The sequence below is a fragment of the Kosakonia pseudosacchari genome (genome assembly GCF_900184035.1).
Classification (GTDB): domain Bacteria; phylum Pseudomonadota; class Gammaproteobacteria; order Enterobacterales; family Enterobacteriaceae; genus Kosakonia; species Kosakonia pseudosacchari.
On record NZ_FXWP01000010.1, the window covers coordinates 387,780 to 413,846 of the forward strand.

20 protein-coding genes are annotated in these 26,067 nt (G+C 54.3%); 13 read left to right on the forward strand and 7 right to left on the reverse strand.

Features of this window, described 5'->3' with window-relative positions:
- The first annotated feature begins 424 nt into the window (after positions 1 to 424).
- From pdhR to yacL, 8 genes are all read left to right on the forward strand, one after another.
- The gene (gene pdhR / locus BN2591_RS08185; protein WP_086870560.1) at positions 425 to 1,189 is read left to right on the forward strand and encodes a pyruvate dehydrogenase complex transcriptional repressor PdhR; all 765 of its coding nucleotides are present in this window, start codon (positions 425 to 427) and stop codon (positions 1,187 to 1,189) included.
- A gap of 179 nt (positions 1,190 to 1,368) precedes the next feature.
- The gene (gene aceE, locus BN2591_RS08190) at positions 1,369 to 4,032 is read left to right on the forward strand and encodes a pyruvate dehydrogenase (acetyl-transferring), homodimeric type (protein WP_020456568.1); all 2,664 of its coding nucleotides are present in this window, start codon (positions 1,369 to 1,371) and stop codon (positions 4,030 to 4,032) included.
- A 14-nt stretch (positions 4,033 to 4,046) separates the two neighbouring features.
- Positions 4,047 to 5,951, forward strand: coding sequence for a pyruvate dehydrogenase complex dihydrolipoyllysine-residue acetyltransferase (gene aceF, locus BN2591_RS08195; RefSeq protein WP_086870561.1), 1,905 nt, complete (start codon positions 4,047 to 4,049; stop codon positions 5,949 to 5,951).
- Positions 5,952 to 6,155: 204 nt separating this feature from the next.
- The gene (lpdA, locus tag BN2591_RS08200) at positions 6,156 to 7,580 is read left to right on the forward strand and encodes a dihydrolipoyl dehydrogenase (RefSeq protein ID WP_025263731.1); all 1,425 of its coding nucleotides are present in this window, start codon (positions 6,156 to 6,158) and stop codon (positions 7,578 to 7,580) included.
- 291 nt (positions 7,581 to 7,871) lie between these two features.
- Positions 7,872 to 8,603, forward strand: coding sequence for a conjugal transfer complement resistance protein TraT (gene traT, locus BN2591_RS08205; protein ID WP_086870564.1), 732 nt, complete (start codon positions 7,872 to 7,874; stop codon positions 8,601 to 8,603).
- Between the two features lie 185 nt (positions 8,604 to 8,788).
- Positions 8,789 to 10,222 carry a hypothetical protein gene (locus BN2591_RS08210; protein ID WP_086870566.1) on the forward strand — a complete coding sequence of 478 codons (1,434 nt, stop codon included), beginning with the start codon at positions 8,789 to 8,791 and terminating at the stop codon, positions 10,220 to 10,222.
- A gap of 272 nt (positions 10,223 to 10,494) precedes the next feature.
- Entirely contained in the window at positions 10,495 to 13,092 is a 2,598-nt protein-coding gene (acnB, locus tag BN2591_RS08220; RefSeq protein WP_086870567.1) for a bifunctional aconitate hydratase 2/2-methylisocitrate dehydratase, read from the forward strand.
- A 196-nt stretch (positions 13,093 to 13,288) separates the two neighbouring features.
- Positions 13,289 to 13,651, forward strand: a complete 363-nt coding sequence (yacL, locus tag BN2591_RS08225; RefSeq protein ID WP_017457957.1) for a protein YacL — start codon at positions 13,289 to 13,291, stop codon at positions 13,649 to 13,651.
- A gap of 29 nt (positions 13,652 to 13,680) precedes the next feature.
- On the opposite strand, the gene speD is transcribed toward yacL, so the two are convergent.
- From speD to BN2591_RS08240, 3 genes are all read right to left on the reverse strand, one after another.
- Entirely contained in the window at positions 13,681 to 14,475 is a 795-nt protein-coding gene (gene speD / locus BN2591_RS08230; protein ID WP_065369286.1) for an adenosylmethionine decarboxylase, read from the reverse strand.
- A gap of 20 nt (positions 14,476 to 14,495) precedes the next feature.
- Entirely contained in the window at positions 14,496 to 15,356 is an 861-nt protein-coding gene (gene speE / locus BN2591_RS08235) for a polyamine aminopropyltransferase (protein WP_086870569.1), read from the reverse strand.
- 86 nt (positions 15,357 to 15,442) lie between these two features.
- Entirely contained in the window at positions 15,443 to 15,790 is a 348-nt protein-coding gene (locus tag BN2591_RS08240) for a YacC family pilotin-like protein (RefSeq protein ID WP_086870571.1), read from the reverse strand.
- 144 nt (positions 15,791 to 15,934) lie between these two features.
- Here BN2591_RS08240 and cueO point away from each other — a divergent pair, with 144 nt between their 5' ends.
- Complete coding sequence (gene cueO / locus BN2591_RS08245; protein WP_086870573.1) at positions 15,935 to 17,566, forward strand: multicopper oxidase CueO; 1,632 nt, start codon at positions 15,935 to 15,937, stop codon at positions 17,564 to 17,566.
- 123 nt (positions 17,567 to 17,689) lie between these two features.
- Here the strand turns inward: cueO and BN2591_RS08250 are convergent, their stop codons facing one another.
- The gene (locus tag BN2591_RS08250) at positions 17,690 to 20,080 is read right to left on the reverse strand and encodes a glucose/quinate/shikimate family membrane-bound PQQ-dependent dehydrogenase (RefSeq protein WP_086870575.1); all 2,391 of its coding nucleotides are present in this window, start codon (positions 20,078 to 20,080) and stop codon (positions 17,690 to 17,692) included.
- 202 nt (positions 20,081 to 20,282) lie between these two features.
- Here BN2591_RS08250 and hpt point away from each other — a divergent pair, with 202 nt between their 5' ends.
- Positions 20,283 to 20,819, forward strand: coding sequence for a hypoxanthine phosphoribosyltransferase (gene hpt / locus BN2591_RS08255; protein WP_017457963.1), 537 nt, complete (start codon positions 20,283 to 20,285; stop codon positions 20,817 to 20,819).
- A 26-nt stretch (positions 20,820 to 20,845) separates the two neighbouring features.
- Here the strand turns inward: hpt and can are convergent, their stop codons facing one another.
- On the reverse strand, positions 20,846 to 21,508 hold the full coding sequence (gene can, locus BN2591_RS08260; RefSeq protein WP_086870576.1) for a carbonate dehydratase: 663 nt from the start codon (positions 21,506 to 21,508) through the stop codon (positions 20,846 to 20,848).
- 107 nt (positions 21,509 to 21,615) lie between these two features.
- On the opposite strand from can, the gene BN2591_RS08265 reads away from it, so the two are divergent.
- The 3 genes from BN2591_RS08265 to BN2591_RS08275 all read left to right on the forward strand — a co-directional run bounded on the left by BN2591_RS08265 (position 21,616) and on the right by BN2591_RS08275 (position 24,689).
- Positions 21,616 to 22,542, forward strand: a complete 927-nt coding sequence (locus tag BN2591_RS08265) for an ABC transporter ATP-binding protein (protein ID WP_017457965.1) — start codon at positions 21,616 to 21,618, stop codon at positions 22,540 to 22,542.
- Positions 22,539 to 23,309: an ABC transporter permease gene (locus BN2591_RS08270; protein WP_017457966.1), complete on the forward strand. Its 771-nt coding sequence runs from the start codon at positions 22,539 to 22,541 to the stop codon at positions 23,307 to 23,309. Before BN2591_RS08265 ends, BN2591_RS08270 begins: the two co-directional genes overlap by 4 nt.
- Positions 23,310 to 23,444: 135 nt before the next feature.
- Entirely contained in the window at positions 23,445 to 24,689 is a 1,245-nt protein-coding gene (locus BN2591_RS08275; RefSeq protein ID WP_086870578.1) for a polysaccharide deacetylase family protein, read from the forward strand.
- 4 nt (positions 24,690 to 24,693) lie between these two features.
- Here the strand turns inward: BN2591_RS08275 and panD are convergent, their stop codons facing one another.
- Both panD and panC read right to left on the reverse strand, forming a co-directional pair.
- Positions 24,694 to 25,074: an aspartate 1-decarboxylase gene (gene panD, locus BN2591_RS08280; RefSeq protein ID WP_020456583.1), complete on the reverse strand. Its 381-nt coding sequence runs from the start codon at positions 25,072 to 25,074 to the stop codon at positions 24,694 to 24,696.
- Between the two features lie 137 nt (positions 25,075 to 25,211).
- On the reverse strand, positions 25,212 to 26,066 hold the full coding sequence (panC, locus tag BN2591_RS08285; RefSeq protein ID WP_086870580.1) for a pantoate--beta-alanine ligase: 855 nt from the start codon (positions 26,064 to 26,066) through the stop codon (positions 25,212 to 25,214).
- Position 26,067: the final 1 nt, after the last annotated feature.

A 26,067-nucleotide genomic window follows, 5' to 3' on the forward strand; every position in this document is an offset into this window, starting at 1 on the left:
CCTTTCATAGGGCTCAGAATAGTGATAAGTGCGCGGGAATGCATCTGCTTTATGAAACTCTGATGACGAGCGGGTAAAAAAGAAACCATTTCTGCGTACCTCCTCTACCTCTGCATTGAACTCATTTCTTCGTTTTATGCACCTAAACAGAATAACCATTCATATATTCAACAACTGAATCGGTTCATATGCCTTAACTGGCGTTTCAGGAAAGTTAAAACTGCCTCTTTCGCGGTAAACGAGGCATTTGTGCAAGGTTACATCTTTGAAACGCTATTTCTGTAACATTGTTAAAATGTGCGTGGTTTCCTGATTTCAATCAAAACCTGTATGGACAGAAGGTGAATACTTTGTTACTTTAGCGTCAAGAACATGAAATTGGTAAGACCAATTTACTCCGGGCGAGTGGTAGAGACAGGGAACAATGGCCTACAGCAAAATCCGCCAACCAAAACTTTCCGATGTGATTGAGCAGCAACTGGAGTTTTTGATTCTCGAAGGTACGTTGCGTCCCGGCGAGAAACTGCCTCCAGAACGCGAGCTGGCCAAACAGTTCGATGTTTCTCGTCCTTCACTGCGCGAGGCCATTCAGCGCCTCGAAGCGAAAGGTCTGCTCCTTCGTCGCCAGGGTGGCGGTACTTTTGTCCAAAGCAGCCTGTGGCAAAGCTTCAGCGATCCGCTGGTTGAGCTTCTGGCCGATCATCCCGAATCCCAGTTTGACCTGCTTGAAACCCGCCACGCGCTGGAAGGCATCGCTGCATATTACGCGGCGCTGCGCAGCACCGATGAAGACAAAGCGCGGATCAGCGAACTGCACCAGGCCATTGAGCTTGCGCAGCAGTCCGGGGATTTGGACGCGGAATCCAGTGCCGTCGTGCAGTATCAAATAGCCGTAACCGAGGCGGCACATAATGTTGTGCTGCTTCATCTGCTACGCTGCATGGAGCCAATGTTGGCGCAAAACGTTCGTCAGAACTTCGAATTGCTGTACGCGCGCCGCGAGATGCTGCCGCTGGTCAGCAACCATCGCTCGAGTATTTTCGCGGCGATCATGGCCGGGAAGCCGGAAGAGGCGCGTGAAGCGTCGCACCGCCACCTGGCGTTTATTGAAGAGATTTTGCTGGACCGTAGCCGTGAGCAGAGCCGTCGTGAACGCTCGCTTCGCCGGTTAGAGCAGAGAAAGAATTAAGATTTTCTGGTGCAGGTTGTACCGGAAGAGTTGTAACACCAGCGCCAAACTTTAGAGCGCGGCAACTAAACGCAGAACCTGTCTTATTGCACTTTTGTGGTTTGAACGAAAAGGCATGAGAATGCAATGGGACAGGTTCCAGACAAATCAACGTATTAGATAGATAAGGAATACCCCCCATGTCAGAACGTTTCCAAAATGACGTGGATCCGATCGAAACTCGCGACTGGCAACAGGCGATCGAATCGGTCATCCGTGAAGAAGGTGTTGAGCGTGCTCAGTATCTGATTGACCAGCTTCTTTCTGAAGCCCGCAAAGGCGGTGTGAAAGTGGCAGCTGGCACAGGGGCGAGCAACTATGTAAACACTATTGCCGTTGAAGATGAACCGGAATACCCGGGCAATCTGGAACTGGAACGCCGCATTCGTTCAGCTATTCGCTGGAACGCCATCATGACGGTTCTGCGCGCGTCCAAAAAAGACCTTGAGCTGGGCGGCCACATGGCGTCCTTCCAGTCTTCCGCGACCGTTTATGAAGTTTGCTTCAACCACTTCTTCCGTGCCCGTAACGAGAAAGACGGCGGCGACCTTGTGTACTTCCAGGGCCACATCTCTCCGGGCATCTACGCGCGTGCGTTCCTGGAAGGTCGTCTGACTGAAGAGCAGATGAACAACTTCCGTCAGGAAGTTCACGGTAAAGGCCTCTCCTCTTACCCGCACCCGAAATTGATGCCGGAATTCTGGCAGTTCCCGACCGTATCGATGGGTCTGGGCCCGATCGGTGCTATCTATCAGGCGAAGTTCCTGAAATATCTGGAACACCGTGGTCTGAAAGATACTTCTGAACAAACCGTTTACGCCTTCCTCGGCGACGGTGAGATGGATGAGCCGGAATCCAAAGGCGCTATCACCATCGCCACCCGTGAGAAACTGGATAACCTGTGCTTCATCATCAACTGTAACCTGCAGCGTCTGGATGGCCCGGTAACCGGTAACGGCAAAATCATCAACGAACTGGAAGGCATCTTCGCAGGTGCTGGCTGGAACGTTATCAAGGTGATGTGGGGCGGTCGTTGGGATGAGCTGCTGCGTAAAGATACCAGCGGTAAACTGATCCAGCTGATGAACGAAACCGTTGACGGCGACTACCAGACCTTCAAATCCAAAGATGGCGCGTACGTACGTGAGCACTTCTTCGGCAAATACCCGGAAACCGCAGCGCTGGTTGCAGACTGGACTGATGAGCAGATCTGGGCTCTGAACCGTGGCGGCCACGATCCGAAGAAAGTTTACGCGGCACTGAAAAAAGCGCGTGAAACCAAAGGTAAAGCGACTGTTATCCTGGCCCATACCATTAAAGGTTACGGCATGGGCGATACCGCAGAAGGTAAAAACATCGCTCACCAGGTGAAGAAAATGAACATGGACGGCGTGCGCTATATCCGCGATCGTTTCAATGTTCCGGTTACCGATGAGCAGGTTGAAAACCTCTCTTACATCACCTTCCCGGAAGGTTCTGAAGAGCATAAATACCTGCACGAACGTCGCCAGGCGCTGAAAGGCTACCTGCCGTCTCGTCAGCCGAACTTCACCGAGAAACTGGATCTGCCTGCGCTGGAAGACTTCTCCCAGTTGCTGGAAGAGCAGAACAAAGAGATCTCCACCACTATCGCTTTCGTGCGTGCCCTGAACGTGATGCTGAAGAACAAGTCGATCAAAGACAGACTGGTTCCGATCATCGCCGACGAAGCGCGTACTTTCGGTATGGAAGGTCTGTTCCGTCAGATTGGTATTTACAGCCCGAACGGCCAGCAGTACACCCCGCAGGACCGTGAGCAGGTTGCTTACTACAAAGAAGACGAGAAAGGTCAGATCCTGCAGGAAGGTATCAACGAACTGGGTGCTGGCGCATCCTGGCTGGCGGCTGCGACCTCTTACAGCACCAACAACCTGCCGATGATCCCGTTCTACATCTACTACTCCATGTTCGGGTTCCAGCGTATCGGCGACCTGTGCTGGCAGGCGGGCGACCAGCAGGCTCGCGGCTTCCTGATCGGTGGTACTTCTGGTCGTACAACCCTGAACGGCGAAGGTCTGCAGCATGAAGATGGTCACAGCCACATTCAGTCGCTGACTATCCCGAACTGTATCTCTTACGACCCGTCTTACGCGTACGAAGTGGCAGTCATCATGCATGACGGTCTGCAACGCATGTACGGTGAAGCGCAAGAGAACATTTACTACTACATCACCACGCTGAACGAAAACTACCACATGCCGGCGATGCCGGAAGGTGCCGAGGAAGGTATCCGTAAAGGTATCTACAAACTCGAAACCGTTGCCGGTAGCAAAGGTAAAGTTCAGCTGCTGGGCTCCGGTTCTATCCTGCGTCATGTTCGTGAAGCAGCGCAGATCCTGGCGAACGACTACGGCGTGGGCTCTGACGTGTACAGCGTTACCTCCTTCACTGAACTGGCGCGTGATGGCCAGGATTGTGAGCGCTGGAACATGCTGCACCCGCTGGAAACGCCGCGCGTTCCGTACATCGCTCAGGTGATGAACGACGCACCGGCTGTGGCATCAACTGACTATATGAAACTGTTCGCCGAGCAGGTTCGTACTTACGTACCGGCTGATGATTACCGCGTACTGGGTACAGATGGCTTCGGTCGCTCCGACAGCCGTGAAAACCTGCGTCACCACTTCGAAGTTGATGCTTCTTACGTGGTGGTAGCAGCACTGGGCGAACTGGCTAAACGTGGCGAAATCGACAAGAAAGTGGTGGCGGAAGCCATTACCAAATTCAACATCGATGCAGAAAAAGTTAACCCGCGTCTGGCGTAAGAGGTAAAGAGATAATGGCTATCGAAATCAAAGTACCGGACATCGGGTCTGATGAAGTTGAAATCACCGAGATTCTGGTCAAAGTGGGCGACAAAGTAGAAGCTGAACAGTCGCTGATCACCGTGGAAGGCGATAAAGCCTCTATGGAAGTTCCGTCTCCGCAGGCTGGCGTTGTTAAAGAGATCAAAGTCTCTGTAGGCGACAAAACCGAGACGGGCAAACTGATCATGATTTTCGATTCCGCCGATGGTGCAGCAGCCGCTGCACCTGCTCCGGCAGAAGAGAAGAAAGAGGCCGCGCCGGCCGCTGCTGCGCCAGCAGCCGCGGCAGCGAAAGAAGTGAACGTGCCTGACATCGGCGGTGACGAAGTTGAAGTCACCGAAATCCTGGTGAAAGTGGGCGACACCGTTGCGGCAGAACAATCTCTGATCACCGTAGAGGGCGACAAAGCCTCTATGGAAGTTCCGGCGCCGTTCGCCGGCACCGTGAAAGAGATCAAAATCAACACCGGCGACAAAGTTTCTACCGGCTCGCTGATCATGATCTTCGAAGTGGCGGGTGCTGCACCTGCTGCGGCTCCGGCTCAGGCCGCCGCTCCGGCTGCGGCGATCGCACCGGCAGCAGCGGCTGGCCCGAAAGAGGTCAACGTACCGGATATCGGCGGCGACGAAGTTGAAGTGACCGAAGTGCTGGTGAAAGTGGGTGATAAAGTCTCCGCTGAACAGTCGCTGATCACCGTCGAAGGCGATAAAGCTTCTATGGAAGTTCCGGCACCGTTCGCAGGTACCGTGAAAGAGCTGAAAGTGAACGTGGGCGACAAAGTCTCCACCGGTTCTCTGATTATGGTGTTTGAAGTGGAAGGCGCTGCGCCTGCCGCTGCTCCGGCTGCCGCTGCTGCTCCGGCATCTGCTGCTGCCCCGGCTCAGGCTGCTAAACCTGCTGTGGCACCGGCTGCGAAAGCAGAAAGTAAATCTGATTTCGCGGAAAACGATGCTTACGTTCACGCTACCCCGCTGATCCGCCGCCTGGCGCGCGAGTTCGGCGTTAACCTGGCGAAAGTGAAAGGCACCGGTCGTAAAGGCCGTATCCTGCGCGAAGACGTTCAGGCTTACGTGAAAGACGCGGTGAAACGCGCTGAGTCCGCACCTGCCGCTGGCGCAACCGGTGGTTCTCTGCCGGGTCTGCTGCCGTGGCCGAAAGTGGACTTCAGCAAGTTCGGCGAAATCGAAGAAGTGGAACTGGGCCGTATCCAGAAAATCTCTGGTGCTAACCTGAGCCGTAACTGGGTGATGATCCCACACGTTACACACTTCGACAAAACCGATATCACCGATCTGGAAGCGTTCCGTAAACAGCAGAACGCCGAAGCTGAGAAGCGCAAACTGGATGTGAAATTCACGCCGGTTGTCTTCATCATGAAAGCCGTTGCTGCTGCGCTTGAGCAGATGCCGCGCTTCAACAGCTCGCTGTCTGAAGATGGTCAGCGCCTGACGCTGAAGAAATACATCAACATCGGTGTTGCGGTGGATACCCCGAACGGTCTGGTTGTTCCGGTCTTTAAAGACGTGAACAAGAAGAGCGTTACCGAGCTTTCCCGCGAACTGACGGTGATTTCCAAAAAAGCGCGTGACGGTAAGCTGACCGCTGGCGAAATGCAGGGCGGTTGCTTCACCATCTCCAGCATCGGCGGCCTGGGCACAACCCATTTCGCACCGATTGTTAACGCGCCGGAAGTGGCTATCCTGGGCGTCTCCAAATCGGCAATAGAGCCGGTCTGGAACGGTAAAGAGTTCGTACCGCGTCTGATGATGCCGATTTCGCTCTCCTTCGACCACCGTGTGATTGACGGTGCTGATGGGGCGCGCTTTATCACCATCATCAACAACATGCTGTCTGACATTCGCCGTCTGGTGATGTAATCGAAGAAGCCGGCCTGACGGCCGGCTTTTTTCTGGTAATCTCATAGAGCTGTTGGGGTTATCAGGGGCAAAAGGACAAATCGTTTGCCGTTTGTTGTTTCAAAATTGTTAACGATTTTGTAAACTGCGGGCGGATAGAACGTCCCGGTGGATGAAGGGCGACATGAAGTACCCCTGACCGCCGGAAATCAATAAGAGGTCATGATGAGTACTGAAATCAAAACTCAGGTCGTGGTACTTGGGGCAGGCCCGGCAGGTTACTCTGCTGCCTTCCGTTGCGCTGATTTAGGTCTGGAAACCGTCATCGTTGAACGTTACAACACCCTCGGCGGTGTTTGTCTGAACGTGGGTTGTATCCCTTCTAAAGCGCTGCTGCACGTTGCAAAAGTTATCGAAGAAGCCAAAGCGCTGGCTGAACACGGTATCGTCTTCGGCGAACCGAAAACCGATATCGACAAGATTCGTACCTGGAAAGAGAAAGTGATCACTCAGCTGACCGGCGGTCTGGCGGGTATGGCCAAAGGCCGTAAAGTGAAAGTGGTTAACGGTCTGGGTAAATTCACCGGGGCGAACACCCTGGAAGTGGAAGGCGAAAACGGCAAAACCGTAATCAACTTCGACAACGCTATCATCGCGGCGGGTTCCCGTCCGATCCAACTGCCGTTCATTCCGCATGAAGATCCGCGCGTATGGGATTCTACCGACGCCCTGGAGCTGAAATCCGTACCAAAACGCCTGCTGGTGATGGGCGGCGGTATCATCGGTCTGGAAATGGGTACTGTGTACCATGCGTTGGGTTCAGAAATTGACGTGGTTGAAATGTTCGACCAGGTTATCCCGGCCGCTGACAAAGACATCGTTAAAGTCTTCACCAAACGCATCGGTAAGAAATTCAATCTGATGCTGGAAACTAAAGTGACCGCCGTTGAAGCAAAAGAAGACGGCATTTACGTTTCCATGGAAGGCAAAAAAGCCCCTGCTGAAGCGCAGCGTTACGACGCCGTGCTGGTGGCTATCGGCCGTGTGCCGAACGGTAAAAACCTCGACGCGGGCAAAGCAGGCGTGGAAGTGGACGACCGTGGCTTTATCCGCGTTGATAAACAGCTGCGCACCAATGTGCCGCACATCTTCGCTATCGGCGATATCGTCGGTCAGCCGATGCTGGCGCACAAAGGCGTGCATGAAGGCCACGTGGCCGCTGAAGTTATCGCCGGTAAAAAACACTATTTCGATCCGAAAGTTATCCCGTCTATCGCCTACACCGAGCCGGAAGTTGCATGGGTGGGTCTGACCGAGAAAGAAGCGAAAGAGAAAGGCATCAGCTACGAAACCGCCACCTTCCCGTGGGCAGCGTCCGGCCGTGCCATCGCTTCTGACTGCGCTGACGGTATGACCAAACTGATTTTCGACAAAGAGACGCACCGTGTTATCGGTGGCGCGATTGTCGGCACCAACGGCGGCGAGCTGCTGGGTGAAATCGGTCTGGCTATCGAAATGGGCTGCGACGCTGAAGATATCGCGCTGACCATTCACGCGCACCCGACGCTGCATGAATCCGTCGGTCTGGCTGCTGAAGTGTTCGAAGGTAGCATTACCGACCTGCCGAACCCGAAAGCGAAGAAAAAGTAAGTTTCGCCAATTTAAGATAAGGCAGCCTTCGGGCTGCTTTTTTTTGTCTCTTTCCCGTCGATCTCCTCTTCTCACATAACTACAAGTTTTAGTAGGCATTTTTATTCAGATTATTCCTTAAAATGCCGATAACTCATCCAGAAATATTTTTAATAACGCAGGCAGTAAGCCCGCGCCTCTGGCTCCGTCATGACATGGACTGTGTGACTTTTCCTCGTTTCATTGCTCCCGTCCGGCGTTTGCCGCATTTGTAGTTCTTATCCCTGGTTTGGAATGAAAAAAGGAATCGTTATGTCTTATAAAAAAATTGCTGTCGTCGGTGTGGTATTGGCTGCGTTCGTGCTGTCGGGTTGTGGCGCGATGACCACGGCGGTGAAAAAACGTAATCTGGAAGTGAAAACCCAGATGAGCCAGACCATCTGGCTGGAACCCTCCTCTGAGAAAACCGTTTATATCCAGGTGAAAAACACCTCTGATAAAGACATGAGCAACCTGCAGACGCTGCTGTCAAAAGAACTGACTGATAAAGGTTATAAAGTGACCTCTTCCCCGGATACCGCTTACTACTGGATCCAGGCCAACGTGCTGAAAGCCGACAAAATGGACCTGCGTGAAACCCAGGGGTATCTCAAAAGTGGTTATGAAGGTGCGGCGGTGGGTGCGGCGCTTGGCGCAGGTATTACTGCGTACAACAGCAACTCTTCCGGCGCGGCGCTGGGCGTGGGCCTGGCCGCTGGCCTGATCGGTATGGCGGCTGACGCAATGGTCGAAGATGTCAACTTCACCATGGTAACCGACCTGCAAATCTCTGAGCGTAGCAAAGCGAAAGTGACCACCGACAACGTGGCAGCGCTGCGTCAGGGCACTTCCGGTATCAAGCTGCAAACCAGCACCGAAGAAGGCAATCGCGCGAAATACCAGACGCGTGTTGTGTCTAACGCGAACAAAGTGAACCTGAAATTCGAAGAAGCCAAACCGGCTCTCGAAGCACAGCTGGCGAAATCTGTCGCGAACATCATGTAACGGCTGACGCATTCCAGTTGCGAATGCGGGTGTAGCCTAAAATAGGCGAGTCAGGTAACTGGCTCGCTTTTTTTATTGTATTTCGTGATGAATTTAGGGTTTTCATCCGCAGAGTATAAAGATTGTGCAAAAACTGCCGATGTTAGATGACTACCATTATCGGTGAGAGAGGGAGTTTCATCGTCATGATCCGCGGACTTAGTTTTGCCTTACAGCTGCCTTCTGTTACGCGCGTGAGCGCGACAACGCAGGTTGGCGCTGCTGCTCGTGCCGCCAGCAGCAATAACGCTGTCGCCAACAATAACATCTCGGCGAAAGTGATGTTCGGGAGCCAGACTTCCGAGATTTCGGCGGTTTATAGCCTGTCACCGAAAAAGATGAGCACCAGTGTCGCACAGCACACCAACCCCATTATTGAAGGGCTGATGCAATCGGCAGTGGGCAGTGCTTCGGTTTCCTCAATGGCTGGCCTTGGCAGTGCGCTGCTTGACAATCTGAAGGAGAACCGGGGCGATTTCACCCAGGCGCTGACCGGAGTGCGTGCTGAATTGGGCGCCAGTGCCGGTGCGAATAAATCGGCGGTAACGCTCAGCATCGCCACCAAATCCGGCTCGACCGTTCACCTGACGATGACCCAGCAGGACAATGGCATCGCGGTTGAGGTGAAAACAGAGGGTGAGGCGTTAAATGATGATGATGCTGCGGCAGTGGCGAACCTCGGCAATGCGTTGAGCAAAGCGCTTAGCGGGCTGGGGCAGCAACCGCCGAAACTGGATATCGCTGGTTTAACCAACTTTGATAGCAATCGGTTGAAATCTGTCGATCTGAAAACGGATATACGCAATGGCGATGATTCGCTGCAGTCGCTGAATTTCCATGCCGATGACAAAGCGCGCTCCGTTGCCTACCAGGATGGCGACTACTCGCTGAAGATGAGCAGCGATATGTCCAAACCTGCACTCTCCGGCAGCTATGGCCAACAGCAGCTGGCGCTGAAAGCGTATGACGATAAATTCGATAAAGCGCGTATTGCCGGTAATGGCGATCGGGGTCAGATGGAAGCGATGAAATCCGTCTTCCGCGCGCTCAACACCACTCGCGATGCGGAAAGCGCCAACGTCACTCCAGGCCAAAATTTCACTCTTAATACGAGCGGCGTTTCGCAATTAAGCGGGCTGAATGATTTTTCGCTGTCGCTCGTGCAAACCGAGAAATCACCTAACCCGTTGCATGAAGAAGAGAAAGATCGCTTCTCCTATACCGCCTCGCAATCTTCCGAAGAGCAGACACGCGATGATGGCTCAAAAACCGTGAAGCAGACGACACGCAGCCATTTGAGCGCCGCCTGGCATGAGGCTATCGACCCGTCGATTCCGCTGGCGCTGAACAAAATGAAGTCGTCGCAAAACTACTTCTACCATCTGGTGGAAAACGATGAAGAGAACACCACCACGCTCAACTATAACGGTCGCGGGCAACTGGCAAGCGTCGGTCATAACGAGCAGGTGAACAACCGCTCAACGGTCCAAAAATACGTGCTGGGTAAACTGGTGGACCAAACCGTCACGCCGGAAAAATATGCCAACAGTAGTGTGCGTTCGTTGTTAGGTTCGGTGTAACAGCCGCGTAACCAAACGGTCCTGCGGGGCCGTTTTTCATTTCTGCGGGCGAGGATTCTCTGTCGTTAAAACCTTCTCCCGCCTGCTTTATTCCGTCCTTAACGATTCAGCAAGTATTTAATGTTGCTTTTTTGTAAACAGATTAACACCCCCTGAAAATCCTGCTATGCTGCCCGACGCGGTTCGCGGATTTACCCTACAAACTGCTGTCTCACAGGAGCGTGAAGAGAAACGCCTGCCGCATTATGACAATGAGAGCGAGGAGAACCGTCGTGCTAGAAGAATACCGTAAGCACGTAGCTGAACGTGCCGCTGAGGGGATTGCGCCAAAACCATTAGATGCAACCCAAATGGCAGGGCTTGTCGAGCTGCTGAAGAACCCGCCTGCTGGCGAAGAAGAATTTCTGATTGACCTGCTGGCTAACCGTGTCCCACCGGGCGTCGATGAAGCAGCCTATGTAAAAGCGGGTTTCCTTGCCGCTATCGCCAAAGGCGATGCCACCTCCCCACTGGTTACCCCTGAAAAAGCGATCGAACTGCTGGGCACCATGCAGGGCGGCTACAACATTCACCCGCTGATTGACGCGCTGGACAGCGAAAAGCTCGCGCCGATCGCCGCCAAAGCCCTGTCCCACACGCTGCTGATGTTCGATAACTTCTACGACGTGGAAGAGAAAGCGAAAGCGGGCAACGTGTACGCCAAACAGGTGATGCAATCCTGGGCCGATGCCGAATGGTTCCTGAGCCGCCCGGCGCTGGCAGAAAAAATTACCGTTACCGTTTTCAAAGTAACGGGTGAAACCAACACCGATGATCTTTCCCCTGCTCCTGATGCCTGGTCGCGTCCGGATATCCCGCTGCACGCGCTGGCGATGCTGAAAAACGCTCGTGAAGGCATTGAGCCGGATCAGCCAGGTAGCGTGGGTCCGATCAAACAGATCGAGCAGCTGGCGAAAAAAGGGTTCCCGCTGGCCTATGTGGGCGACGTTGTCGGTACCGGTTCTTCGCGTAAATCCGCCACCAACTCGGTGCTGTGGTTTATGGGCGACGACATTCCGTTTGTGCCGAACAAACGCGGTGGTGGCCTGGTGCTTGGCGGCAAAATCGCGCCGATTTTCTTTAACACCATGGAAGACGCCGGCGCGCTGCCGATCGAAGTGGATGTTAGCAGCCTGAACATGGGCGACGTGATTGACGTTTACCCGTTCAAAGGCGAAGTGCGTAACCACGAAACCGGTGAGCTGCTGGCGAGCTTCGAGCTGAAAACCGAGGTGCTGATTGACGAAGTACGCGCCGGTGGCCGTATTCCGCTGATTATCGGCCGTGGCTTGACCACCAAAGCGCGTGAAGCGCTGGGTCTGCCGCACAGCGATGTTTTCCGTCAGGCGAAAGATGTGGCGGAAAGCAACCGCGGTTATTCGCTGGCGCAAAAAATGGTTGGTCGTGCCTGCGGTGTGGCCGGTGTCCGCCCTGGCGCTTACTGCGAACCGAAAATGACCTCTGTGGGTTCTCAGGACACCACCGGGCCGATGACGCGTGATGAGCTGAAAGATCTGGCGTGCCTGGGCTTCTCTTCCGATCTGGTGATGCAGTCTTTCTGTCACACGGCGGCGTATCCGAAGCCGGTTGACGTCACCACGCATCACACGCTGCCGGACTTCATTATGAACCGTGGCGGCGTTTCCCTGCGTCCGGGCGACGGCGTTATCCACTCGTGGCTGAACCGTATGCTGCTGCCGGATACCGTTGGTACCGGTGGTGATTCACATACCCGTTTCCCGATTGGTATCTCCTTCCCGGCAGGTTCTGGTCTGGTGGCGTTTGCCGCTGCGACCGGCGTGATGCCGCTGGATATGCCGGAATCTGTGCTGGTGCGCTTCAAAGGCAAAATGCAGCCGGGTATTACGCTGCGCGATCTGGTGCATGCGATCCCGCTGTATGCCATCAAACAGGGTCTGCTGACCGTTGAGAAGAAAGGTAAGAAAAACATCTTCTCCGGCCGCATTCTGGAGATCGAAGGTCTGCCGGATCTGAAAGTTGAGCAGGCGTTTGAGCTGACCGATGCCTCTGCAGAGCGTTCCGCTGCCGGTTGTACCATCAAGCTGAACAAAGAGCCGGTTATCGAGTATCTGAACTCCAACATCGTGCTGCTGAAGTGGATGATCGCTGAAGGCTACGGTGACCGCCGTACGCTGGAGCGCCGTATCCAGGGTATGGAGAAATGGCTGGCCGATCCGCAACTGCTGGAAGCGGATGCCGACGCGGAATACGCGGCGGTGATCGATATCGATCTGGCGGAAATCAAAGAGCCGATCCTCTGTGCGCCGAACGATCCGGACGACGCGCGTCTGCTCTCTGACGTGCAGGGTGCTAACATCGACGAAGTGTTCATCGGTTCCTGCATGACCAACATCGGTCACTTCCGCGCAGCCGGTAAACTGCTGGACAGCCATAAAGGTCAGTTGCCGACCCGCCTGTGGGTGGCGCCGCCGACCCGTATGGATGCGGCACAGTTGACTGAAGAGGGCTACTACAGCGTGTTTGGTAAGAGCGGGGCGCGTATCGAGATCCCGGGTTGCTCGCTGTGCATGGGTAACCAGGCGCGTGTCGCGGACGGCGCGACGGTGGTATCCACCTCAACCCGTAACTTCCCGAACCGTTTAGGTACGGGTGCGAACGTCTACCTGGCTTCTGCGGAGCTGGCGGCGGTGTCGGCGCTGATCGGCAAACTGCCAACGCCGGAAGAGTATCTCAACTTTATGGCGCAGGTGGATAAAACCGCTGTTGATACGTACCGTTACCTCAACTTTGACCAGTTGAACCAGTACACCGAAAAAGCGGACGGCGTGATTTTCCAGACAGCCGTCTGATAACGAAGGCCACCCTGCGGGGTGGCTTTTTTTTGCCCGCGTGTTTTTATTCCCGTCACTTAAACGCATCCCGCGCCTACTTTCTCTTCGCCCAGGCGGTTATTTTTCCTCGCTTCCGTCCGCTGCGCTTTTTTTCTTGTATTGTGCTGCGATAATTACTGCATAGGCGGCGATTTGCCTGCATGAGGAAGCGATTATGGATTACGAATTTTTGCGTGATATCACCGGAGTGGTAAAGGTGCGCATGTCAATGGGCCACGAAGTGGTGGGCCACTGGTTCAATGAAGAAGTAAAAGAGAACCTGGCGCTGCTCGATGAAGTGGAGCAGGCGGCGAAAACGGTGAAAGGCAGTGAGCGTTCCTGGCAGCGCGCCGGGCATGAATACACGCTGTGGCTGGATGGCGAAGAGGTGATGATTCGCGCGAATCAGTTGGAATTTTCCGGCGATGAAATGGAAGAGGGGATGAGTTACTACGACGAAGAGAGCCTGTCGCTGTGCGGCGTCGAGGATTTTCTTCAGGTGGTGGCGGCCTACCGGCAATTCCTCCAGCAGCGTTAATCAGGGCGCGTCCTTGCTCCCCTGGTGCGTTACACGGCCGGAATGTTACGGCCGTAGTAGATCTCGCGCATCTCTTTCCACAACGCTTCCGTGATCTCTTTACGTTCTTGCGGCGTCAAATCTTCCGGTTTGGTATGGAACATGTAGTGTTTCAGGTCGAACTCTTTAAGCAACATCTTGGTATGGAAGATATTTTCCTGATACACGTTAACGTCCACCATGTCATACAGCGATTTCATGTCATCTGACATGAAGTTCTGAATTGAATTAATCTCATGATCGATAAAGTGTTTCATGCCGTTGATATCGCGGGTAAAGCCGCGCACGCGGTAATCGACGGTGACAATATCGGATTCGAGCTGGTGGATCAGGTAATTCAGCGCTTTCAGCGGTGAAATCACGCCGCAGGTTGAGACTTCAATGTCCGCGCGGAAAGTACACAAGCCGCCTTCCGGATGGCTTTCCGGGTAGGTGTGCACGCAGATATGGCTTTTATCCAGATGCGCGACGACCGCTTCCGGCAGCGGGCCGGGATGCTCGGTTTTGTCGATAAGCTGCGGGTCGACGGGCTCTTCGCTTACCAGGATGGTTACACTCGCACCTTGCGGCTCGTAATCCTGGCGGGCAATGTTCAAAATGTTGGCGCCAATAATGTTGCAGGTTTCCGTGAGGATCTCCGTCAAACGGTTGGCGTTATAGAGTTCATCAATGTAGGCAATATAGCCGTCACGCTCTTCTGCGGTTTTGGCGTAGCAGATGTCGTAGATACAAAAACTCAGGCTTTTGGTCAGGTTGTTAAAGCCATGTAGTTTAAGCTTTTTCAATTTTTATCACCCCCTTAGTGTTACTGTGCAGCCAGTGCATCATGTAAATATTGCGGCAGGGCAAAGGCTGCCGTATGAATCGCCGGGTTGTAGTAGCGGCAGGTGAGACGGGCACTGTGGAAACGGGCGGCAATAATCTCGGTTGAGAGATGGCGCAGTGCCTCGTTATCCGTGGCCCAGGCGAACGTCATAATGCCGCCGTAATAGGTTGGTACCGCCGCCTGATAGAAGCCGACATCGCTGAAATAGTGGCCGAGCTTGCGGTAGCTGTCGACCGCTTCATCTTGCTGTAAGAAGCTGACGCCGTTTTGCGCGACGAAGATCCCGCCAGGGTTCAGGCAGCGTTTGCAACCTTCATAAAACGCAGAGGTGAACAGGCTCTCACCTGGCCCGATCGGATCGGTACAGTCCGAGATAATCACGTCAAACGTCTGGTCAGTGTGAGTCACAAAATTGACGCCGTCGTCGATCACCAGCGTAAAACGCGGATCGTCATAGGCACCTGCATTGTGCTTTGGCAGATACTGGCGGCAGAAAGAGACGACGCCAGCGTCGATTTCTACCATGGTGATGGTTTCAATATTTTTATGGCGGGTGACTTCGCGCAACATCGCGCCGTCGCCGCCGCCGATGATCAGTACATGTTTCGCGTGGCCGTGCGCCAGCAGCGGAACATGGGTCATCATTTCGTGATAGATAAACTCGTCGCGTTCGGTGGTTTGCACCACGCCATCCAGCGCCATAACGCGGCCAAAAGCGGCGTTCTCGAAAATAATCAGATCCTGATGATCGGTCTTTTCGTGATACAGCACCTTATCAACGGCAAAGTATTGACCAAAATGGTCGTGCAGCGTCTCTTGCCATACGTTGTTATCGGCCATCGGTAGCTCCTTTGTTAACACCCGCGAAAAACGGGCGCAACATCATAGCTAACTCTGCTTAGCGATGCACGGTCAAAAGTTCACCGTTATTTGACGTAGGCGAGCAGGCTCAGGGAGTCGCGGGCGAGGGCTTTACATTTTTTGGCGGTCGGAATGCCGATACCGCTGAGATCGCGGTAACTCTCTTCGCCAAGCGATTTCATGTCCCACGTGTCATAGTTGCTGAGATCCCACTGATTTTGCTGGGCGAAAAAAACCAGTGCGCGGCGGATCTGCCCATTCGGTAAGTTGTTATAACCGCAGTCGTTTTTCAGAAATACAAACACCGCCGTGAGATCGGCCATGTCTTCAGCTTCGGATTCACTTAGGGCATAACTGTTAGCGGAGACAGCCAGCATGCTGCCCAGGACAATTGTTCTGAAAAACGTCTTCATTATTTCTACCACGGCGTAACGGAATTTAAACGTTAGCACAGTCCGGATATGGCGACGATATTTATTATTGCCTCTTTTCTTGACCTTCCGGCAGGGGGAGGGTTTAAGCTCAAAAGATGACCTGCAATCGATAAGGAAATGCCCATGCAACGTCGAGATTTCTTAAAATATTCCGCCGCGCTGGGGGTGATGAGCGCGCTGCCGCTGTGGAGCCGTTCACTGCTCGCCGCTGAGCGCCCCGCATTGCCCATCCCGCCACTGCTCACCGCCGACGCGCAAAACCGTATCACGTTAACGGTGCAGGCGGGGGAAACCCTGTTCGGCAATAAACGTGCTGCCACCTGGGGATACAACGGTGCGCTGTTAGGCCCGGCGCTTCAGCTCCGCCAGGGGCGTGAGGTGACCGTTGAGATCCGCAATACGCTGGCCGAAGAAACCACTGTACACTGGCACGGCGTTGAGGTGCCGGGCGAGGTCGATGGCGGGCCGCAAGGCATCATTAAAGCGGGCGGTAGCCGAACCGTAACGTTTACCCCGACACAGCAGGCGGCGACATGCTGGTTCCATCCGCATCAACACGGCAAAACCGGTCGACAAGTTGCGATGGGGCTCGCGGGTCTGGTGCTGATTGAGGATGACAACAGCCGTAAATTGCGTCTGCCGCAACAGTGGGGCATTGATGATGTGCCGGTCATCGTGCAGGACAAAAAATTCACTGCCAACGGGCAGATTGACTACCAACTGGATGTGATGAGCGCAGCCGTTGGCTGGTTTGGCGATACGCTGCTCACCAACGGCGCCATTTATCCGCAACATTCCGCCCCGCGCGGCTGGCTGCGTTTGCGTTTGTTGAACGGCTGCAATGCGCGCTCGCTGAAGTTTGCCACCAGCGATCAACGCCCGCTGTATGTGGTAGCCAGCGATGGTGGTTTGCTTGCGGAGCCGGTGAAAGTGAGCGAGTTACCGGTGCTGATGGGCGAGCGCTTTGAAGTATTGGTTGATACCAGCAACGGTAAGCCGTTTGATCTGCTGACCTTACCGGTTCAGCAGATGGGAATGACCGTTGCGCCGTTTGACCAGCCGCAACCGGTACTGCGCATCCAGCCACTACAGGTGACCGCTTCCGGCACGTTGCCGGATACGCTGGCGACGCTGCCGGCTTTACCCGCGCTTGCAGGATTAACGCAGCGCACTTTGCAGCTGTCGATGGATCCGATGCTCGACATGATGGGCATGCAGGCGCTACAGCAGAAGTATGGCGATAGCGCGATGGCCGGAATGATGGATCATGGGCAGATGGGCGGGATGCATATGGATCAAAACCAGATGCACCATGGCGACATGGGCAATATGCAAATGGGTAGCGGCCAGATGCAGCACGGCAACATGCAGATGAATCACGGCCAAATGAATCACGGTGGCAACGGTTTTGATTTCCATAACGCCAACCGCATCAACGGCAAAGCCTTTGATATGACGACGCCGCAATTTGCCGCGCAGAAAGGGCATTATGAGCGCTGGGTGATTTCTGGCGAGGGCGACATGATGTTGCACCCGTTCCATATTCACGGCACGCAGTTCCGCATTTTGTCGGAAAATGGCAAACCGCCAGCGGCGCATCGCGCAGGCTGGAAAGATACGGTTGAAGTGTATGGCGCACGCAGCGAAGTGTTGGTGCGTTTCCAGCATGACGCGCCGAAAGAATTTGCGTATATGGCGCACTGTCATCTGCTGGAACATGAAGATACCGGGATGATGCTAGGGTTTACGGTGTAGCGCTTAACGCTCCGCTTTATGCGGTGGTTTGTGGCCGAAAAAAGAAATCCCCTCGTGCCAGATGGCAGAGGGGATTTTTTATAGCCAGTAATATTTACCGCTCCCGCTCAGGGAGAAAGCGGATTATTTGGCGTCATCCGGCAGCGCGTAAGCGACAATGTAGTCGCCCATTTTGGTACCGAACGAACCGTGACCGCCTGCGGAAATGACCACGTACTGCTTGCCATTCACTTCATAAGTCATCGGCGTTGCCTGGCCACCGGCCGGCAAACGGCCCTGCCACAGTTTCTCACCGTTGCTCATGTTATAAGCGCGCAGGTAGTTATCTGCGGTCGCGGCGATAAACAGCACATTACCGGCGGTGGAGATTGGGCCACCAAGCATCGGCATCCCCATATTGAACGGAACCGGGACCGGCATCGGGAACGGCATGCTGTCTTGCGGCGTACCAATACGTTTTTTCCACACCACCTGGTTGGTTTTCAGATCCAGTGCGGAAATGTAACCCCAGGCCGGTTGTTTACACGGCAGGCCGAACGGCGAGAGGAACGGGTTCAGCGTCACGCCAAACGGTACGCCATACTGCGGCTGAATACCGGATTCCGAACCGGTGCCTTTCGCATCTTTCGGCGGCTCCATCGGGTTGCCTGGGCCGCGCGGGATCAGTTTTGATACAAACGGCAGCGCCATTGGGTTGGCAATCGCCACCTGACGGTTTGGATCAACGGAGATACCGCCCCATTCGAACATCCCCAGGTTCCCCGGGAACACCAGCGTGCCCTGCTCAGATGGCGGCGTAAAGATACCTTCATAGCGTAACTGGTGGAACATCACGCGGCACACCAGTTGGTCAAACATGGTGGCGCCCCACATATCCGCGCCGCTCAGATCTTTCTTCGGACGGAAACTCAGGTCGGAGAAGGGCTGCGTTTTGGCTACGTAATCGCCTTTTGCCGCGCCCTGAGGAACCGGTTTTTCCGGTGCCGGAACCACCAGCTTACCGTTAGTACGATCGAGGACGAAAATGTTGCCGGTTTTCGCTGGCGCGTAGATAACCGGTACGGTTTTGCCATTCACGGTGATGTCCGCCAGCGTCGGCTGGGACGGCATATCCATATCCCACAGATCGTGGTGTACGGTCTGGTAACTCCAGGCGAGCTTACCGGTAGTGGCATTCAGCGCGACGATCGAGCTGGCATAGCGCTCCTGCTCCGGTGTGCGGTTGCCGCCCCAGATATCCGGAGTGGTCACGCCCATCGGCAGATAGACTAAATCCAGTTTCGCGTCATAAGCCGCAGGTGCCCACGAGTTCGGTGAGTTAAAGGTGAAAGAGTGTTCATCCGATGGGATAGCATTCGTATCTTTCGCGCCCGGATCGAAGGCCCACAACAGCTTACCGGTGTTCACATCGAAACCACGGATAACACCAGAGGTTTCACGGGTCGAGAAGTTATCCGTTACCGAACCGGCAATCACGATGGTTTTATCGGTGATGATTGGCGGAGACGTCGGCTCATACAGACCCGGTGTGGTGTCCGGCATATTGGTTTGCAGATTCAGAATACCTTTGTTGGCAAAGGTTTCGCACAGCTTACCGTTATCCGCATTCAGCGCAAACAGACGGCCATCGTTCACCGGCAGAATAATGCGGCGCGGACAATCCGCAACCACATCCGGGCTGGCGTTATCGGCACGGGCTTCATGATACGAAACACCGCGGCAGGTCACATGCTGGAACGACGGATTGGTGTTGAGTTGCGGATCGAAATGCCACTTCTCTTTACCGGTTGCCGCATCAATCGCAAATAAACGCTGGTGCGCGGTACACAGGAACAGCGTGTCGCCCACTTTAATTGGCGTCACTTCGTTGGTGATTTCACCGGGATCGTTTGGCATTTTCAGGTCGCCGGTGCGGAATACCCAGGCTTCCTTCAGGTTTTTCACGTTATCGGCATTAATCTGTTTCAGCGGCGAGTAGCGCTGGCCTTCCTGGTTACGCCCATAAGCTGGCCAGTCACCATCGGCTACCTGTGAAATCGACGCGGCCGGTGTGGCATCGGCGCTCAGGGTACCGTGAACTTCTTGCGGATCGTTGAAACCCGCCCAGGTGAGAATACCGCCGCTAATCAGCAACGCCACGACCAGTGCCGCCACTGCGCCGCTGGACGGCACAATCAGACGACGCCAGACGAAAGGCAGGATCAGCCAGATACCGAAGAAGACGAGGATATCGCTACGCGGCGTCAGCGCCCAGAAGTCGAAACCGACTTCCCACACGCCCCAAATCATGGTTGCCAGCAGCAGGGCGGCATACAGCCACAGCGCGGTGCGCTTCCCTTTCCACAATAGCCATGTCACGCCGAGCATGACCAGACCGGCGATGGGGTAGTACCAGGAACCGCCAATGCTAACGAGCCAGACTCCACCAAGTAAAAGATACAGCCCGCAGAAGGCTGCAAAGAGCGTCGTCAGCGTAATAAGTAGCCGCGACTGTTGAGTTTTTGTTTCCGCCATAAAACACATCCGTTGATTTGTTAATATTTTGATAGCAAGTAATTATAGGAGTTAACAAGTGTGACCGTCATCACAAAATGAGCTTTGTCGCGGAATAACCCGCAATAATCTTTTTGCTGGTATACTGCGCATCTTGCGTTTCAATCACTGGTTTAAGCGCCGGTATTGAGTGATTTACTCTTTAAATCATATGGTTAGTAAAATGAAACACACTGTTGAAGTGATGATCCCGGAAGCGGAGATCAAAGCGCGTATCGCTGAGCTGGGTCGTCAAATCACTGAGCGTTATAAAGATAGCGGCAGCGAAATGGTGCTGGTTGGGCTGCTGCGCGGTTCGTTTATGTTTATGGCTGACCTGTGCCGTGAAGTGCAGGTGTCGCATGAAGTCGACTTTATGACCGCCTCCAGCTACGGCAGCGGCATGTCCACCACGCGTGATGTGAAAATCCTCAAAGATCTCGATGAGGATATTCGTGGTAAAGACGTGCTGATTGTCGAAGACATTATCGATTCGGGTAATACGCTGTCGAAAGTGCGCGAGATCCTGCGTCTGCGCGAGCCAAAATCGCTGGCGATTTGTACCCTGCTGGATAAACCGTCGCGTCGTGAAGTGGATGTTCCGGTCGAATTCGTCGGTTTTGCTATCCCGGACGAGTTCGTGGTGGGTTACGGAATTGACTACGCTCAGCGCTACCGTCATCTGCCGTATGTTGGCAAAGTGGTGATGCTGGACGAATAAAAAAACGGGGCCGATGGCCCCGCTTGTTATTTGTGGTTGATATGCTTCTGGCTCAGATTGGAAACGCCCTGGCGATAGCGCTGTTCCAGCGTTTCGCGGTTAGTGGCGGTCACGTCCAGATCGCGCAGCAAGCCATCATGAATACCGTAGGCCCAGCCATGGATCGTCACGTTCTGACCACGTTTCCACGCGGACTGCATGATTGTCGAGTGGCCCAGGTTATACACCTGCTCCATCACGTTCAGTTCACACAGGGTATCGAGACGGCGTTCTGGCGGCATTTCGCCTAACAGCGAGCTATGTTTAAACCAGATATCGCGAATATGCAGCAGCCAGTTGTTGATCAAGCCCAGTTCCGGGTTTTCAACCGCCGCCTGCACACCGCCGCAGCCGTAGTGACCGCAAATGATGATGTGCTCAACTTCCAGCACATCCACCGCGTACTGGACGACCGAGAGGCAGTTCAGGTCGGTGTGAATGACCAGGTTGGCAACGTTACGGTGGACAAACAGTTCACCCGGTTCGAGGCCGGTAAGGCGTTCGGCGGGTACGCGTGAGTCGGAGCATCCAATCCAGAGAAAGCGCGGCTTCTGTGCTTGCGCCAGTGTTTCGAAGAATCCAGGATCTTCCTCTACCAGCATTTTTGACCATAGTGCGTTGTTGCTGATGAGTGTATCTATGTCTTTCATGGAAGTTAACGACCTGTAACCAAATAAGTGCGTTGCGCTAATATAGGTCAACTCTTTCTCTTTTTAAACCACACATCGAGTGTAAGAAAACAGGTAAGTGAGAATTCATGACCATTGCACTGGAGCTTGAGCAGCTTAAAAAAACCTATCCGGGCGGCGTTCAGGCGCTGCGCGGCATTGATTTACAAGTAGAAGCGGGCGATTTCTACGCGCTTCTCGGACCAAATGGCGCCGGCAAATCCACCACCATTGGCATTGTCAGTTCGCTGGTAAATAAATCATCCGGGCGTGTCAGCGTTTTTGGTTACGACCTGGAAAAAGACGTGGTGAACGCCAAACGCCAGCTGGGGCTGGTGCCGCAGGAGTTCAACTTTAACCCGTTTGAAACCGTGCAACAGATTGTGGTTAACCAGGCGGGTTACTACGGTGTCGATCGTAAAGAGGCGTTGATTCGCAGCGAAAAGTACCTCACACAGCTCGATCTGTGGGAAAAACGCAACGAACGTGCACGGATGCTCTCCGGCGGGATGAAGCGCCGTTTGATGATTGCCCGCGCGCTAATGCATGAGCCAAAACTGCTGATCCTCGACGAGCCAACCGCGGGGGTTGATATCGAACTGCGCCGCTCAATGTGGGGCTTTTTGAAAGATCTCAACGACAAAGGCACCACTATCATTCTGACGACGCACTACCTCGAAGAAGCCGAGATGCTGTGTCGCAACATCGGCATCATTCAGCGTGGCGATCTGATTGAAAACACCTCGATGAAAGCGCTGCTGTCGAAACTGAAATCGGAGACTTTTATTCTCGATTTAGCGCCGAAAAGCCCGCTGCCGAAGCTGGAAGGGTATCAGTACCGGCTGGTGGACACGTCCACGCTTGAGGTGGAAGTGCTGCGCGAGCAGGGCGTGAACAGCGTGTTCAGTCAGCTTAGCGCCCAGGGTGTGCAGGTATTAAGTATGCGTAACAAAGCCAACCGTCTCGAAGAGCTGTTTGTCACGCTGGTTCATGACAGAAAAGGAGAAAGCGCATGATGCAGCTATTCTGGGTGGCGCTGAAGAGTATCTGGTACAAAGAGATCCAGCGTTTTATGCGCATTTGGGTGCAAACCCTGGTGCCGCCGGTGATCACCATGACGCTCTACTTTATTATTTTCGGCAACCTGATCGGTTCGCGTATCGGTGAAATGCACGGCTTTACCTACATGCAGTTTATCGTGCCGGGCTTAATCATGATGGCGGTGATCACCAACGCTTACGCCAACGTGGCTTCATCGTTCTTCAGCGCCAAGTTCCAGCGCAATATCGAGGAGCTGCTGGTGGCCCCGGTGCCAACGCATGTCATTATCGCCGGCTATGTGGGCGGCGGCGTGGCGCGCGGGCTGTGTGTGGGCATTCTGGTCACGGCGGTGTCGCTGTTTTTCGTGCCGTTCCAGGTTCACTCCTGGCTGTTTGTCGGCCTGACGCTGCTGCTGACAGCGGTGCTGTTTTCACTGGCCGGGCTGTTGAATGCGGTATTTGCCAAAACCTTTGATGACATCAGCCTGATCCCGACTTTTGTGCTGACACCGCTGACTTATCTGGGCGGGGTGTTCTACTCCCTGACGCTGCTGCCGCCGTTCTGGCAGGCGCTGTCGCACCTCAACCCGATCGTGTACATGATTAGCGGCTTCCGCTTTGGTTTCCTCGGCATTTCCGATGTGCCGCTGTTTACCACCGTAGGGGTGCTGGTGGTGTTTATCATCGTCTTTTACCTGCTGTGCTGGTATCTGATCAACCGCGGACGCGGGCTGCGCAGCTAATCCACACCGCAACGGCTCTCTTCTGTGGAAGAGAGCCAATCCTCAGGATTAGGCTATTTTTTAGCCTGCTCATTGCCGTTGGTTTCTCCCGTTCTGTTGCTACAATAGGTGCAGTTTTTCTATTCGGTTCGTCTCATGTCTCGTTTGATTACCCTTTTGCTGTTGCTGGTTGCCTTGAGCGCATCTGCCAGCATTGTCAGTGAACAACGCATTCCCGCGCGCTATATGCAAACCACTGAAGATGCCAACATCTGGGCGCAGGTGGGGGACAGAGTCGTTACCGTCGGCAATATTCGCGCCGGGCAGATCCTGGCGGTCGTGCCAGGGGCGGAAGATTATTACGCGTTTCGCTTTGGTTTCGGTAGCGGGTTTATCGACAGAGGCCATCTTGGCGCGGTGTCAGGTAATGAGCGGGTCGAAGATACGCTTGGCGATCTGAATAAACCGCTTAGTAATCAAAACCTGATCACCTGGCAGGATACGCCGCTCTATACGTCGCCGGATATCACCAGTAAACAGGTGGGTACGCTGGCGGAAAACTTGCGTTACCCGATAATCGATAAGCTGAAAGATCGCCTGAACCAGACCTGGTTTCAGATCCGCATCGGCAACCGGCTGGCGTGGATAAGCAGCCTGGATGCACAAGAAGACAACGGGATTCCGGTGCTGACTTATCACCATATCTTGCGTGATGAAGAAAATACCCGTTTTCGCCACACCTCAACCACCACGTCGGTACGCGCCTTCACTAACCAGATGACCTGGCTGCGCGATCAGGGTTACACCACGCTGTCGATGTATCAGCTGGAAGGCTATGTGCGTAATCGTATGAATTTGCCTGCGCGTTCGGTGGTGATCACCTTTGATGACGGGCTGAAGTCGGTCAGCCGTTACGCCTGGCCGATCCTGCGCGAGTACGGTTTTAAAGCGACGGCGTTTATCATTTCCTCGCGCATTAAGCGCAAACCGCAGCCGTGGGACCCGAAATCCCTGCAGTTTATGAGTGTGTCGGAGCTGAATCAGATTCGGGATGTGTTCGATGTGCAGTCACATACCCATTTCCTGCACCGGGTTGATGATGCTATGCACCCGATTTTGCTCAGCCGCAACTACCACAATATTCTGTTCGATTTTAAACGCTCGCGCCGCGCGTTAGCGCAGTTCAATCCGCATGTTCTTTATCTCTCGTACCCGTTTGGCGGCTATGACGATAAAGCGGTAAAAGCGGCGAATGACGCCGGTTTTCATCTGGCGGTGACCACGGTGCGTGGCAAGGTGAAACCGGGAGATAACCCGTTTTTACTGAAACGGTTGTACGTGCTGAGAACGGATTCGCTGGAGACAATGTCGCGGCTGATCAGTAATCAGCCGCAGGGGTAGGGCGTCAGGCAACCTGAACCGGCACGGCTTTCGCGGTGCGTTTCATCTCGTTGTCGCCATCAAAATAGGCCACTTTCGGCTGCCAGCTACGGGCAACCTCATCCGGCACGGTGACATAGCTGGCGATAATCAGGATATCGCCAACGTCCGCGCAGTGCGCTGCCGCACCGTTAACCGAGATAATGCGTGAACCGCGCTCGCCGGCAATCGCGTAGGTAGAAAAGCGTTTGCCGTTGGTCACGTTATAAATATCGATGGCTTCGTATTCCAGAATACCGGCCGCCTCAAGGAAATCCTGGTCAATCGCGCAGGAACCTTCGTAGTGCAGGTCGGCCTGCGTCACTTTGACGCGGTGGAGCTTGCCTTGCAGCATCGTGCGAATCATAAGTTAAACCTTCATTACTGATAATTAACCTGAAAATGGAGGGCGGCTCCCTGCGAATCCCTCGTGTGCTCGCGCCACGTCCTGGCGGGCGTAAGGGCAAGCCAGGAGTGGAGTATTGCCCGATTTTTTCGCCCTGTCTAGCGGGGTAACTCAACCACTTTATTATCGATAAGCCGCGCCTGGCCGAGCCATGCCGCCATCAAAATTACCGCGCGTTTACTGCCCTCGGACAGCGCCAGCAGCGTATCCGCATCGCGGATCTGAATGTCATCGGCGCGCAGACCCGCGTCGTTGATCTCCTGCTCAGCAATGGCAATCAGCTCTTCTTCATTGCGCTCGCCCGCCAGCAGTTTATCGGCAATCGAATTCATTACTTTGCTGAGCGCCGGGGCGATTTTGCGCTGTTCTGCGGTGAGATAGCCATTACGCGAGCTCAGCGCGAGGCCATCTTTTGCGCGCACGGTCGGCACGCCGACAATCTCGATGTCATAGCCCATGTCGGCAACCATTTTGCGGATCAGCTGCAGTTGCTGGTAATCCTTCTCGCCAAAGCAGGCGATATCCGGTTGCACCAGGTTGAACAGCTTGCTGACGATAGTCGACACACCGCGGAAATGGCCCGGACGGCTCGCGCCTTCCAGCATGGTCGAGATACCCGGCACATCAACATAGGTTTGGCTGTCGGTGCCCTGCGGGTAGATATCCGCCGGTGCAGGGGCGAAAACAAGATCGACTTTGCGCTTGTTCAGCTTTTCGCAATCTTCCTGCAAGGTGCGCGGATAACGCACTAAATCATCCGGGCGGTCAAACTGCATTGGGTTAACGAAAATACTCACAACCACCACATCGGCGCGGGCTTTCGCTTCGTCGACCAGCTTCATATGGCCATCGTGCAGGTTGCCCATCGTTGGCACCAGCGCAACACGCTTTCCTTCCTGACGCAGTCTGCGGATGTGCTGGCGCAGCAGCGGGAGGGTTTCAATAATCAACACA